Genomic DNA, 14,300 nt, shown 5'->3' with positions numbered 1-14,300 from the left:
GATATGACACAGATTAAAGACATCTTCCAAAAAGATATCAATCGTGATATCCGCGGAGTTATTAAGATTGGTCAAGACAGTGAAGCGATCAAGAAGCAAGAACTAGAAGAATACGTTGTAACTAATGAATTGAAGAATAATTTCACCAGATTTTTTGATGCTTATGACAAGAGCATTAATAATCCAACTGATGAGATAGGCGCCTGGATTAGTGGGTTCTTCGGTTCCGGTAAATCTCACTTCTTAAAGATTCTTTCCTATTTATTAGAAAATGATACAGTTGCTGGTCGTAAGGCAATTGATTATTTCTTGGAAGACGGCAAGTTTGATGATGACCATTTAGCTGATTCTATTAACAAGGCAACTAGTGTCCCAACGGATGTGGCTTTGTTTAACATTGATTCAAAAGCTGATTCTAATGCGGCTAATGATAGTAACGCGATCCTTAATGTTTTTCTTAAGGTCTTCAATGAACAATTAGGTTACTCACCGATTGCGGAAATTGCGGATATGGAACGCTGGCTTGATAATGCAGGTAAGTATGAAGCCTTTAAGGAAGCTTTCCAGAAACTTGATATCAAACATAATTCAACTTGGGAAGCTACTCGCAGAAACTATGCCATTATGACCACTCGTATTCAAAATGCGCTTATTAATAGTGATGCCTTAAATGAAGTGGATGCTAAGAATTATGTTGATGGCTTGCAAAGTAAGAAGTTCAGTATTGATGCTATTGGCTTTGCCAGTTTAGTGAAGGATTATCTTGATAAAAAAGGTAACGATCACCACTTCGTCTTCCTAGCTGATGAAGTAGGTCAATTCATTGGTGACGATGATAATCGTATGCTTAACTTGCAAACGATTGTTGAACAATTGGGTGTTCAATGCCAAGGCCGCGCGTGGGTTGTCGTAACTTCGCAGCAGCAAATGGATGAAGTTACTGGTAATTTCTCCAAGCACGAGCGTGACTTCTCTAAGATTCAAGGTCGTTTCAATACTTTAATTACGATGAGTTCTGCTAACGCTGATGAAGTTATTCGTAAACGTTTGCTTGCTAAGACTCCATTAGCTAAGGAAGAACTAGAAGATTTATTCACGCAGAAGGAATACAGCATCAATAATAAGATTAACTTTAGTGATGCGATTAAGCGTGAAAAATATGAAAGTGCGCAATCTTTCGTTGATAATTACCCATTTGTGCCATATCAATTCGGTTTATTAAAGGATGTCTTGTCTGCAGTTCGTAAAAAGGGTGCAAACGGGAGTCACATGTCTGATGGTGAGCGTTCAATGCTTGCAACATTCCAAGAAGCTACTAGAAGATATGAGAATGATAATTTGGGTAAGTTAGTACCCTTCTCTGCCTTCTTCATTGGGATGAAAGAATTCCTTAGTCATGACCACCAAGTTGTATTTGATAAGGCAATTGGCGATAAATATGTTAACGGTGATCATGGTGATTACGGCTTTAATATTCAAGTTTTAGCCGTCTTATTCATGGTTCGTTATGTTGATAATTATCCATCAACTTTAGAAAACATCGTAACGCTGCTCTTAGATGATATTAACGAAGATCGTCAAGCATTGACTGCTAAGGTTAAAGATGCTCTTCACGTTTTGCTTAGACAGAACTACATCCAAAAGAAGATGGATACTTACGAATTCTTGACCGACTCTGAGCAAGAAGTTAACGAAGCAATTAATGCGATTGAAGTTGATGACCGCCGCGTTGCACGTGATATTGGTGCTTACTTGTTTACTTCAGGGTTGATCGATTCTAAGTACACGTACCCAAAGATGAAGAATCAATATATCTTTGAATTTAACATGTATATTGATGATATGGGGCTTAATCCATTACGTAATGACCTCAATATCCAGATTGTGTCACCATTACTTGAGGGCAGTTATCGTGATATTGACTTTAAACAGCAAGCTAGTGATGGTAAGCATATTATCATTGTCTTGAAAGATGATGATCGTTATATTGAAAACTATCGAGAAATCGAAAAAGTTAATGAATTCATGCAGAAACCTGAGAGTCATTCTGATACAAAGAAGACCTTAATTGCAACAAGTCGCCATGCGGAAGAAATTCAGGTTGAAAAAGCTACACAGAAGTTGCTTAAGGATGGGTTAATTGATGCGGATATTTACGTCTTAGATGATGTTCTTACTAAAGGCAGTAACTTTGAAGCTCGTTTAGAACAAGCTAAGAAAGAGATCATTGATAACAGTTACCGCAACTTGCAATACTTAGCTTCAGTTAAATCTGATCAAGATGTACTTGATATCTTAAAGGGTAAGAGTGATGTTACCTTATTTAAGGAAAATGCCCACGCTGTTGATGAAGTAGTTAACTACGTTGGCGTTCAAGCAGGCTCAATGAACAATGTTTCCTTTGCTAGTGTGGTTAGTCACTTTAACAATATCCCATACGGTTATAAGCAAATCGATGTTGCATGGATGGTTGCTGAGGCCTTTGCTGACGGAAGATTGAAGCTTTACTTCAATAATTCACAAATTTCTTTGAATGATGCTCATCAAGATCCCAAGACAGTTCAGCGTTACTTCATTAGTAAAAACAATATCTCTAAATTGACGATTAAGCCAGTTAGAGAAATTTCAATGCGTGAAAAGAGAGATGCGCGTGAATTCGTTAGCGATGTTCTTGAAGCACAATTGAATTTGTCTGAGGATGCAACTTCTGAGCAAATGGCTGATGAAATTCAAAAGAAGACTGCGGTAGCGGTAAACATTCTGGAGAATTTACTTAAGACACAAAAGTATAACTTCAATACACCATATCCAGGCTATGAATTATTGCAAAAAGGAATTAACGAATTAAGCCGAATTACTAAAGTTGATGATAGTGATCGTGTCTTCCAAGTTATTTCAGATCATTTAGATGACTTTGAAGATTGGCGTGATGACATAGATGATCGATCTATCTTGCAGTTCTACGGCGATGTTGAAGGACAGAGCAGCCAAGAGAGAATCTGGAATAGATCACATGATTACCTTGATCGCTTCAAGCATGCGAAGGGCTTTGTCAATGATAATGAGCTAAAAGATATAGCTAACGATCTTGATAAATACTTGGCAATGGATGAATTTAATAAATCAATTCCAAAGTTGAGTGAATTAAATTCTGCCTTTGCAAAGCGTTATAACGATGATATGCAAAAAGCATATGACGAAATTGATGCGCAGATTAAGGAAAATACGCAAGTCTTTAAGCAACAAGTAACGGAGACTGGCTTCCCAGAAAAAGAAACCAAGTTGTTAAATGACGAGATCGATAATAAATTTGATTCTTTATCAGCTCAAGCACAAGGCTATAGCGAGAGTAATGATGGGGATGCTTACTTGAACTTGATTGGTTTAACGAACAAGATCGATGGTATCAATCGTGAATTAAAGGAGCGGATTTCTGAAGTTAGTCGTGAATTAGCAGAGAGACCTACGCAAAACACTCAACCAATTCCTGCTAAACCTGTTCAGAATGATGAGGATACTAAACCATCAGTAACTCCAATTGCACCGCAACCAACTGAACCGATTGTTAAACCGAAGAGAACAATCTTTAGAAACATTAATGATTTAGTCACTGAGGGATCTTGGAAGATTGAAAGTGAAAAAGATATCGATAAGTATCTTGAACAATTAAGATCCAAGCTAGAAGCTGAATTAAAAAATACTGATATCTTGAATGTCGATTTTAAATAAAAGAAGCAAATATTAAAAAGACTGACGAAAAATCAGTCTTTTTTGCTAGGGAACACAAATAATGAAAGTCTCTTGTTATAATTAACAGGTATTATTAAGCACTGGAGAGATATCTCATGGACAAAAATAAAATTAAAAAGTTTGCAATTAATGCAAGACAACACTTAAGAGATACGGTTGAAGTCAAATTAGCTGGCTTAGGCATCACAGCTGATAAGATTAACAATGAATTGCCGATCTCAACCACCGATAAAAAATATTACGTTGATGATAACGAAAATAATGCATTAACAGGCGCACAAATTGGTTGGCGCAGAGATATTGTTAATGAATTAAAGAATCGTGATTATGATAATGATCCTAAAACTGCCTTTAACGACTTCGTTGAAGAAGTTGCTTACACATGGTTTAATCGGATTATTGCGCTTCGCTTCATGGAAGTTAACAATTACTTGCCAAGTCGAGTAAGAGTGTTAACAAGTGAAGAAGGTAAGGCTGAACCTGACATTGTTGATGAAGCAATGGAAATTGAAGACGATCTTGGTGGCTATTCAGATCAGGAAAAAGAGTTAATCACTAACGCTTTGACTGATAAGACGCCAGAGTTGATGGATCAACTCTACATGATGTTGTTCATTAAGCAATGTGATGCTTTGAGTGAAATTTTACCTGGACTTTTTGAAAAGACGCGTAATTATTTGAAGCTGTTGTTTACACCGCATTATGATCGCGGAGTTATTCAGGACTTGATTAATGAGATTCCGGAAAGTTACTTTGACGTAAATGAGGAAGGTCAAGTTCAGATTATTGGTTGGCTTTATCAGTATTACAATAGTGAGCCTAAGGATTACGTAATTGGGTTACCCAAGTCTAAAAAGTATCGTGCATCACAAATAGCAGAAGCAACTCAAATTTTTACTCCAGATTGGATTGTAAAATATATGGTTCAAAATTCTCTTGGTAAATTTTGGATTAATGTATTAAGAGCCAGACACCCTGAAAAAAGTGAAAAACAATTAGTATCCGGTTTTAATTGGAAATATTATATGCTTGATGCTAAGCAAGATGAGGATGTAGCCAATCAATTAAAAGAAGAGAATCAAAATCTTGAGAACTTCCGTGTAGAAGACTTAAAAATTATTGATCCCGCAATGGGTTCAGGTCACATTTTGTCGTATTTATTTGATGTTATGATTCAAATATATGAAAGTGAAGGTTTCTCAACAAGGGATGCAGCTAAGAATATTATTGAAAATAATCTTTATGGCCTAGATATTGATGATCGTGCCTATCAATTAGGTTATTTTGAAGTAATGATGAAATATAGGGAATATAATCGTCGTGCTTTTAGAAATAATGTAAAAATTAATGTGTACGCAATTCCTTCTACTAGTGAGCTGCATGGAATAAAGGTTAAAGAAGTACTTTCTAGTTATTTTGATGAAAATACAGTTCAAAATATTATGCTTCTTATAAATTCATTTACTCATGGCAAGGAGGAAGGTTCATTATTAAAATTAGTCAATAACATTAATTATGATGTAATTGAAGCTGTCTTGGATAGTCATAAAGTTGTAACTTCCCTGGAGTTGCCAATCATATTTAGATATTTACGATTATTTTTAAGAATAGCAAAAATTTTACGACAAAAATATGACGTTATTGTCACTAACCCTCCTTATATGGGATCTTCTAGAATGAATAAAGCATTATCTGATTTCGCTAAGGATAATTTTCCTGATTCCAAGTCAGATTTATTTGCGATGTTCTTGGAGGATTGGAATGAACATCTTAACAAGAATGGTTATTGTTCTATGGTAACTATGCAATCATGGATGTTTTTATCTAGTTTTGAAAAAATGCGTAGAAATTTCCTTAATACTTATACTATTTCTAATCTTATGCATATGGAAAATAACGTCATGGGAATTGCGTTTGGTACGGCTGTTACTATTAGTCATTTACCATATAATTCTGAATTTAAAGGTACATATAATCAAATAAAATTAAAAGATGTTGTTAATGATGAAGTTGTTTCTTTACCAATTAAAGGAAATAGATTTGCGCAAGTTAATCAAAATAATTTTGATAAAATTCCTGGTAGTCCGATTGCTTATTGGGCAAGTCAAAATTTATTTAAAGACTTTGAAAAGGGAACACCATTAGGTCAATTAGTTGATGCTAAGCAAGGGTTAGCTACAGCTGATAATAAAAGATTCTTACGTCAATGGTTTGAAGTGCAAATTGATAATATAAGCTTTAGTTCTCGTAGTATCGAAGAATCTGTAGAATCTAAGAAAAAATGGTTTCCGTATAATAAGGGCGGTGCCTATCGTAAATGGTATGGAAACTATGACTATGTTGTAAATTGGCAAAATGATGGATATGAAATTAGACATTTTACAGATAATAGGGGAAAAGTTAGATCACGTCCTCAAAATACTGATTCATATTTTAAGCCTGCCATTACTTGGTCGGATGTAAATAGTGGTATTTTTTCTTTAAGATATCGTACTTATGGCAGCATTCATGATGTGAAGGGAATGTCAGCTTTTAATGATAATAACGATAAATTATTAATTATTTTAGGTACTGTTAATGCGAAAATTGGAAATTATATTTTTAAAATGATAAATCCAACTATTAGTCTTCAAATTGGAAATTTTGTCAATTTTCCATTTAAGGAAAGTAAAATCAATATTATACCTATAGTTAAAAATAATATTGATCTATCAAAATTGGATTGGGATGCATTCGAAACCTCATGGGATTTCCAACGTAATCCGTTATTAACTACTGATGCATCAACTCTTCAACAATCCTACAATAATTGGTCCCAAGAGTCATTAGATCGTTTCAATCAACTTAAGTCAAATGAAGAAGAATTGAACAAAATCTTCATCGACCTATACGGCTTACAAGATGAACTAATTCCTGAGGAAGACGAAAAGGAAGTTTCTGTGCATAAGGCTGATCAGATCCGTGATATCAAAGCGTTTTTATCATACTTCATTGGTTGTGTATTCGGTCGATATTCATTATACAAAGATGGTCTTGCATTTGCTGGTGGTGATTGGAATGCTTCTAATTATCAAACTTTCATCCCTAACCAAGACAACATTATTCTCTTAACTGATCGTCAATACTTCGAAGATAGTCGTGATATCATTGTTCGACTGAAAGAATTCTTGTCTAAGACCTTCAAACCAGATCACTTATCAGATAATATGAATTTCATTGCTCAAACTCTGGATCTAAAGAAATTTGAGAAAGGTACCAACGCTGAGCAAATCATCAGAGATTACTTCCTTAATGATTTCTACAAGGATCACTCTAAGATCTATCAAAAGAGACCAATCTACTGGGAATTCAGTTCCGGCAGAAATAAAGGTTTCAAAGCTCTAATGTATCTGCACCGCTATACTCCAGATCAACTTGCCATGGTTCGTCATTATCTTCATGACCTGCAACCAGCAATGAATGATCTGATCAACGTTGACCAGAACCTATTAGACCAAGAAAAAACTGCCAGTGCCAAGAGCAAGTATCGTAAGACAATTTCAACTCTGAATAAGCAAATGGCAGAAATGGTTAAGTACGATCAAATCTTAGATCACTTGTCTCAAAGTCCTGTCGACTTAGATCTTGATGATGGTGTACTGGTAAATCATGATAAGCTGCAACAAGGCGAGAAGTTGTTGTCGAAGTTATAGATTATAGAGTCCAAAAAAAGACGCGTCAATCAGTGAGATTAACGCGTCTTTTTATTCTAAGAAAATTTCATTTGTTTCAGGATAGGAAAGAGTTTTTGAGTCGAATCTTTTGGTACATATATTTCAAGCTGAAGATTTGGATATTTTTTATCAAGATATGCGTAAACTTGTAAAACACGTCTGATGTAAAGCTCATTCATTACTTTAGCATACCAGCATTCGTCTGCTACTAAAATTAGCTTAGTACATTCAGGAACTTTGCTAACAACGGCATCAATTTCAGAGAATGAATTCGTTTTTAATAACGATGAACAATTGACTCTCCTTATACAGTGATCGTAGTCAAATAAATTGAAACTAGTATTAAGATCTTCAATTGAATTAAGATCTAGACTAAAAACAATCTTTGGAGGACAACTGGGTAATGGCAGACCATCTAATTGAATTGACAATAGTTTATAAGTAGATTTCATAAAGCACCTCTAGAAATCAAAACCTATTCCAGTATGATATTTAATAGCCTTATTCGCATAGTCTAACATAGTATCATATACTGGTTTTACAATGGTGTTTGTTGGAGATTTTAGACGCTCAATAAGCCATTGACGAAATGTAATACACTTTTTGTAATCGAAGTAATCATAATCTCCCCAGTCGAAAGTAGCATCAAATTTGTGCCACATTTCACTCAGAAATCCATCCTTTTCTAATGCTTGAGCCACTTTTTCGTCAAAAAAATAATTATCTGATGGTTCACCGTCCACATAAGGGATAGGGTATTCTGGATCACATTTAACAGCCGTAGGATTTAACGCAACATGTAACCACATATTATTTTTCCTTTCTTTTTTTAATTTTAAAGTGAGTTAATCGCAAACTATTTGATGGGGTACCGTCAATCTTGCAATATTTGCGCGCTTGTTTATCATAAATTCTAAGATAACCTGCAACTTTGTCAGCTTTTACTATATATCTAGTTCCGTAAAAGCTAAATTTAACTCCCGAATTTGTTTTAATATGTCGATTGGGATCGTTGGTTGGAATAAATTTATTAACCACTTCGTTTAAATCCACGCTTTGTTTAACCCAATCTTTATTCCATTTTCGTTCCCGTTCTTTACTTCTTTGATACCGCTATTGATCTAAATGATTTTCTGGTACCGTTTTTTTAATATAAGTATTTGAAGCAATGGAGTATCTAGTCTTATAATCGCTCATTAGGCTACTACCTCCATTTTGCTTTTACTGTGAAAATCTTGGAAATACAAGTAATTAATACCTAAAGTATCTAATTGCATGTCAATTTTCTTGTCATGCTTGCCGTAAATAAGCAATGTTTCAGGGAGGATTCTAAGAATCTTATTGGTGTACTTAGATGCCTCAAAAAAATTAGTTGAATTTTTACAACCTAAAAATCCAGAGGCACACATTACTCCTTGAGGGATATTTTTAAAGGTATCGAGTGTTGTAATATCAGCAGTACGGGTATTAAATACAACTTTAACACCATTGGCGACAAGATAAGCCGCAAATAAATGATTAGCCAAAATGAGAGTTTCTTGTAATTCATGATCCATATCTGTAGTTATGGTGATGTCAGGGAATACTACTCCTGCATATTGCTTATAGATAGGCAAATCCTGTTTGATTTTACTTAAGCGAGGATAAATTCGTCTATCGGGCTCAAAGAAAGCTAATACGGTTTTATTCCTAGGCGCAGTAATTAAAGAATTGGTACGATAATCAAAAGTTACAAATTCTTCGGGAACTTCACTTACAAAATTCGTTCTTTGAAAAATAGGCCAACCATCGGAATCGAATTCAATTTGCTCTTTTAATTCGTCATGCATTTGTTGCATAAATCGACAAATATCTACGATATTATTAATAGCTAGGGGCATAATTAGCTCCTTTCTACACCATTTAAGGTGAAACATTTCAATAATATTTGAGAAACATAGCTAAATGTGCGATAATACAACTGAATCATATAGCTTGTATTTCCGTACACTTGCTGACGTATTAATTGCTATTGCCTGAGCAATTTAATACGTTTTTTCTTTGCTCAAATTACGAAATAAAATGACATTTTTCTTCTAAAATGGAATATTTGTATGGACATCACTTCCTTTGCTGTTAATTGCCGATCAAGAAGCAATTAAGTTATTAATTTCTAAATTATACAAATCTAAAAGTTGCTGTTCATAATCGGTTAACTCACCGTTTTGCTTATAATGTCGTAGCCATTTTTGATAATAATTAAATGAATATTGTGAAGCCTCGCTGCTAATTTTAAAATTTTCATATATATCATCAGGATCTTGAGCCTTAATTTTATAAACAAGTATAGGTGGTGCAATAATAAATTTAGCAAAAAAATCTGCTTCTCTTTCTTCAGTATCAGTTCTACCTATATGGTCTAAAAAGAAATGTCCTAACTCGTGAAGAATTGTCCAATTTTGTCGTTGAGGACAGTCACAGTTATTATAGTAAATACAATCTTCATTACCGTTTTCTTCAAATGCTCCGTCTTTGCTAAGTGCTTTGATTGCTTCTAGTTTTTTTCCAGATAATGTTGAATAAGGAATCAATTTAATATGTTCTTTCATAGCAATTTCTTGACCTAAAATAGGCCGAAGACGAATGTGGTCTTGTACGAGAACATGTGTAGCTTCTCCTTTGATGTATTCATATACTTCATCTGTTAACTTATGAGGATAGTCAATCATCTTTTTCTCCTAATAAAATATTAATTAAATCCATTTTCTCTTTTTTAGTCATATTTTTAGCGTTACGAGCAATAAGCTTTTTCGCATAACCTAATTCTGATTTTTGATCTTGAGGAATACCATCAATTAAATAATCAGAAGTGGTATTTAATGCACTCGCAATTTTAGTCATTACGCGTGCTCTTGGCGTGCGGTCACCTTTGATATAATGCGAAATTGCAGCTTGAGTGCAACCTGTTCTTTCTGCTAAATCTTTCTGTGTTATACCGTTTGTCTTTAGTAAATCCTTTATTCGCTTGCCTAAGTTATCCATTATTATGTCTCCTTCATTAATCGACAATTACATTCAACAGCAAAATTATCATTATGTCAAGTAAAAACACAACATGTATACTAAGCGGCAAACTTAACTGCTACATATAGTACTTAATAGGCAGAAATGTCAATTAGTATGCGATAAATCTGCCTTTTTTGCATCCTCGCCTACTGATATAATTTATTTAACAATAGTAGGAGTGAACATGCATGACCACATTAACCACCGATAAAATTATTTCAGAACTTAATAACTATTTCGCTGATGACTATCAATACGTTTTTTGGTATGACGATAAGCAACAATTCCAAGACATCATTGATCAGATTGCTAGCAAATTAACTGAAGCTAAGCTTTACAAGGCACAAGCGGATCAACAATTTAAAACTAAGATCAACCTCTTAGATGATCCACAACATAAATACTTGATCTACGCTCCATACAAGCGTCCAAAGATCCAAGAGAATTACTTAACTGATATGGAGCATTACTCTAAGCTCTTCACCGCAGATGCAACGCAAATTATTCTGGAAGAATTGAATCTACCTGAGAATAAATTATCTTTTGTAAAACGATATCACGCATACTTTGGTGCTAAAACTAGACGCAGTGATTTTACTAAATATTGGTCAGAAGACTTTGAATCTAATCCAGAAAAGGGCATTATTGCGGCAATTACAAAGACTGAAAAGCTAGACATGAACGAGTTGCTCATGAAGATTATTGCTGCTGGTAGTTCTAATAATCGCTATTTGTTCTCGTTTGCTAAATACAATGTTTTGGATCCGTTTTGGAAAATGGTCGGTAGCTACTTTGGCTATGATACAGAAGAGAATGTTAGCCTTCTTGACCTGTTCAACCGACTTTTTGTAACTTATTTGGCTAATGAATTAAGCAGCAAATTGCCACACAAGCTGCAAGAATTGGTGCTTAAGAATAAAGACAACGTTCAAATCTTCATTGATCGCTTCGCCGATTCTAACAAATATCAAGAATATTATGATAATGAGTCAACGCGTGTCTGGATTGATCTTGAGTTGCACGACGTTTTAGTGCAAGAGGCACTGAGCGATTTAACGCAAGTGACAATTTTTGATGAAGTTAATGATCTGATTTTAGCTAAAATTCGCAGTAAATTCGTTGGCAATCAAGTTACCGACTATGAGCAAGTTTTGGAGATCATTGATCAGATGCTGAAGCGGACGCGCAATAACTTCGCTAACCGTACTGAGAATGAGTATAAGTTTTTGCGTTATGCCGCTGAATTGTTGAACTTGCGGGTGCCATTGGTAGAAAACTGGCAGAAAGAACTGAGCGAATATCTTGATAATGAGTACCAGATTGACACGATTTATCGTAAATGCTTGCTAGCTTATACCAGAATTGCGGACACTGATGAATATGCTGAAATTAAGAAGACGGTTGATCTTTACTACGGCAACGGTTTACTTAACAGTTCAGTTAAGCAATGGAATGAAACCTTCGATCTGGCGCAAGTGCCTGCCAAATTAAGACAAGAGCGTTTTTACCATAATTATGTCAAACATGTTCGTGAGCGTGTGGTTGTTATCTTCTCTGATGCGCTACGTTTTGAAGTGGCTAAGGAACTTGAAGAAGAACTCAACAGCAACGACCGTTTAACAATGAAGATGCAGTATGCTTTGACAGGATTGCCATCGGTCACTTACACGGGAATGAACGTGATGTTGCCGCATGATGCTTTAACTTGGGATGTCAAAGCTGGCAAGGTTAGAGTAAACGGCAAGAATGCGGAAACAACGCCTAACCGTGATAAGATTCTGAAGGTCGTTGATGACAGTAATTCGGCTGCTCAATTAAAAGATATTTTGGAAATGACCTCCAAGGAAATCAAGCAGTTTATTACTGGGAAAAAAGTAATTTATCTTTATCACAATCAAATTGACGCAAAAGGTCATGAATTAAAGACAACCAAAGAGTTGGTTGATGCCACTGAAAAGGCAATTGCAGAAATCAAAGCTGCAATTCAATCACTGAGAACTAACGGTGTAGCCCATATTATCGTTACTGCCGATCATGGTTTTATCTATCAAGAGCGACCAATTCAAGATACGGATAAGATTGACTTGAGTGATCAAAGTTATGAGGGCAATGCTCACTTACGATACTTGATTACGCCAGACAAGATTAACGTTAAGGGTGTGAAAGGCACCACAATGGGCGTCAGTCTGGGCAATAACGATCAGACCAATGTTTATTATCCGACAAGTCCTAACGAATTCGTTGCCAAAAGTGGTAGTAAAAATTACGTTCACGGTGGTTCATCTATTCAAGAAATGCTGATTCCAGTACTTGATATTAAGGCAACTTCAAGAAGATCCGCTGCTAAGCCAGCAGAAATTAAACTTGCTGCAACGACCTTCAAAATTAATAACTTGAAGATGAATTTATTGTTCAATCAAACCGCACCAGTCAGCGATGTAGTTTTACCAACGCAATACCATGTTTACTTCACTGATGAGGATGGCAAGTTGATCTCTAACAGCGTAACGATAGAAGCCGATCGCAAGGGCTCTGCTGCCGATCGCACAATCGCCGTCACGATCACAATTCAAGACGCACAATATGATATTAACAAAAATTACTTCTTAGTTGTTGAATGCGATGGCTCAGATGAGGATCCGCAACGCTTCAAGTACACCATGGATTTGTTTACTACTAGAGGATAGTTTTAGAAAGATTATAGAGGCTTTTCTTATTGATTTTGAATCTTTCTTGAGGTTACATATAATACAATTAAGAACCGAATTTTTAGGAAGTTTACAAGTATAATAGATAAAAAATTGTCTTTTGGAGAATAAAGTAAATGAGTTAAAAATTATGGTGTATAAGTCACTAATAAAAATATAAGTGAGGAATATTTAAAGCAAAGAACATACTTTTTACAAGTTGATAAGATTTGATCAAACTCAAAATCTTGAAGTCTCTTTTAATTGATAGATATGGCTCTTGTTGGCATGGAATTAAGATATATTTTATTGCATACTTATTTTGATATTGAACACTGGGTTAAAACCATTTTTTAAGGATTATCACGAATGAGACAGATGAAGATGGTTATTGAATTGTTTAAGAAGTAATTCAAGACAATGCCAATCTAACAGATTTCAGAAATAGCAATATGCTATGGATTAAAGTTGTTGATTATTATGCATAAATTCGCTCTGATGAATATAGAAACTATGGCAGATGCTGCTTCAGTCTTTTACTAAAGACTGTTGTAACAGAAAGGAGTACATAAGTACTGCTATGAAAAATGTAAGCAAATGTATGACTATGTTTTATTTTCATACATTTTGGACTATTCGTGCTTTCCATTTCTCTTACCAACGTCTACGCTAGTATTCCGATATTTCAATTTAGAAGTAATCGCATTGACTAGCTCTTTTGGCATCTTTTCGGACGTAGCCTCGCCCGCAATTATCTTATAAGGCTCGATTTAACTCTGGATGCTTTACTAGCAGCGTTAGGTTGGCCATGGCATTTTCATCGCGATCAACCTTTTTATTGTAATTAGGACAGTTAGGATTATAACAGACAAACTCGTTATGCTTGGTGCCATGCTTTTTATTGCCCTGCAGCGTGATCTTTTCATCGCCTTTTTTGACCAAGCCGCATGCTGCGCATCTTTGCGTTGATGGATATAGCTTGTTGGCAATAATCAGTTCTTTACCATACCATTCGCATTTATATGTTAAAAGCTTTCTAAACAAGCCAAACATGCTTCGATGCATGCCTTTTGAAGCCACATGGCTCATAAGCATGCCTTTGACT

Annotated in this window: 10 protein-coding genes; 3 read left to right on the top strand and 7 right to left on the bottom strand. The window is 35.1% G+C overall.

Annotated features, from left to right (window positions below; all coding sequences use genetic code 11):
- The first annotated feature begins 3 nt into the window (after window positions 1-3).
- Both brxC and pglX read left to right on the top strand, forming a co-directional pair.
- A complete protein-coding gene (gene brxC, locus CP366_RS03115; RefSeq protein WP_089147834.1) occupies window positions 4-3,729 on the top strand; it encodes a BREX system P-loop protein BrxC in 3,726 nt (1,241 codons plus the stop codon).
- A gap of 116 nt (window positions 3,730-3,845) precedes the next feature.
- The gene (gene pglX, locus CP366_RS03110) at window positions 3,846-7,442 is read left to right on the top strand and encodes a BREX-1 system adenine-specific DNA-methyltransferase PglX (RefSeq protein ID WP_089147833.1); all 3,597 of its coding nucleotides are present in this window, start codon (window positions 3,846-3,848) and stop codon (window positions 7,440-7,442) included.
- Between the two features lie 56 nt (window positions 7,443-7,498).
- Here pglX and CP366_RS03105 read toward each other — a convergent pair whose 3' ends face one another.
- The 6 genes from CP366_RS03105 to CP366_RS03080 all read right to left on the bottom strand — a co-directional run bounded on the left by CP366_RS03105 (window position 7,499) and on the right by CP366_RS03080 (window position 10,484).
- Window positions 7,499-7,915, bottom strand: coding sequence for a hypothetical protein (locus CP366_RS03105; protein WP_089147457.1), 417 nt, complete (start codon window positions 7,913-7,915; stop codon window positions 7,499-7,501).
- 9 nt (window positions 7,916-7,924) lie between these two features.
- A complete protein-coding gene (locus tag CP366_RS03100) occupies window positions 7,925-8,272 on the bottom strand; it encodes a hypothetical protein (protein ID WP_065989569.1) in 348 nt (115 codons plus the stop codon).
- Between the two features lies 1 nt (window position 8,273).
- Window positions 8,274-8,516: a hypothetical protein gene (locus tag CP366_RS10745; RefSeq protein WP_199162861.1), complete on the bottom strand. Its 243-nt coding sequence runs from the start codon at window positions 8,514-8,516 to the stop codon at window positions 8,274-8,276.
- Between the two features lie 143 nt (window positions 8,517-8,659).
- Window positions 8,660-9,343, bottom strand: coding sequence for a DUF4417 domain-containing protein (locus tag CP366_RS03090; RefSeq protein WP_065989565.1), 684 nt, complete (start codon window positions 9,341-9,343; stop codon window positions 8,660-8,662).
- A 246-nt stretch (window positions 9,344-9,589) separates the two neighbouring features.
- Complete coding sequence (locus CP366_RS03085) at window positions 9,590-10,171, bottom strand: ImmA/IrrE family metallo-endopeptidase (RefSeq protein ID WP_065989563.1); 582 nt, start codon at window positions 10,169-10,171, stop codon at window positions 9,590-9,592.
- The gene (locus CP366_RS03080) at window positions 10,164-10,484 is read right to left on the bottom strand and encodes a helix-turn-helix domain-containing protein (RefSeq protein WP_089143240.1); all 321 of its coding nucleotides are present in this window, start codon (window positions 10,482-10,484) and stop codon (window positions 10,164-10,166) included. Before CP366_RS03080 ends, CP366_RS03085 begins: the two co-directional genes overlap by 8 nt.
- Window positions 10,485-10,696: 212 nt before the next feature.
- On the opposite strand from CP366_RS03080, the gene pglZ reads away from it, so the two are divergent.
- Complete coding sequence (gene pglZ / locus CP366_RS03075; RefSeq protein ID WP_089147832.1) at window positions 10,697-13,195, top strand: BREX-1 system phosphatase PglZ type A; 2,499 nt, start codon at window positions 10,697-10,699, stop codon at window positions 13,193-13,195.
- A gap of 756 nt (window positions 13,196-13,951) precedes the next feature.
- On the opposite strand, the gene CP366_RS03070 is transcribed toward pglZ, so the two are convergent.
- A partial coding sequence (locus tag CP366_RS03070) for a zinc ribbon domain-containing protein (protein WP_143469300.1) occupies window positions 13,952-14,300 on the bottom strand: 349 nt, incomplete at its 5' end.

This window comes from Lactobacillus sp. UMNPBX15 (assembly GCF_002553785.1).
GTDB lineage: Bacteria > Bacillota > Bacilli > Lactobacillales > Lactobacillaceae > Lactobacillus > Lactobacillus crispatus.
The sequence above is the reverse complement of the archived record's forward strand: the minus strand, read 5'-3'. Positions and strand labels throughout refer to the sequence as shown.

Coding starts and splice junctions, on each gene's coding strand:
- CP366_RS03105 (WP_089147457.1), bottom strand. CDS start 7,915: ATGAAATCTACTTATAAACTATTGTCAATTCAATTAGATGGTCTGCCA.
- CP366_RS03100 (WP_065989569.1), bottom strand. CDS start 8,272: ATGTGGTTACATGTTGCGTTAAATCCTACGGCTGTTAAATGTGATCCA.
- CP366_RS03090 (WP_065989565.1), bottom strand. CDS start 9,343: ATGCCCCTAGCTATTAATAATATCGTAGATATTTGTCGATTTATGCAA.
- brxC (WP_089147834.1), top strand. CDS start 4: ATGACACAGATTAAAGACATCTTCCAAAAAGATATCAATCGTGATATC.
- pglX (WP_089147833.1), top strand. CDS start 3,846: ATGGACAAAAATAAAATTAAAAAGTTTGCAATTAATGCAAGACAACAC.
- pglZ (WP_089147832.1), top strand. CDS start 10,697: ATGACCACATTAACCACCGATAAAATTATTTCAGAACTTAATAACTAT.
- CP366_RS03085 (WP_065989563.1), bottom strand. CDS start 10,171: ATGATTGACTATCCTCATAAGTTAACAGATGAAGTATATGAATACATC.
- CP366_RS03080 (WP_089143240.1), bottom strand. CDS start 10,484: ATGGATAACTTAGGCAAGCGAATAAAGGATTTACTAAAGACAAACGGT.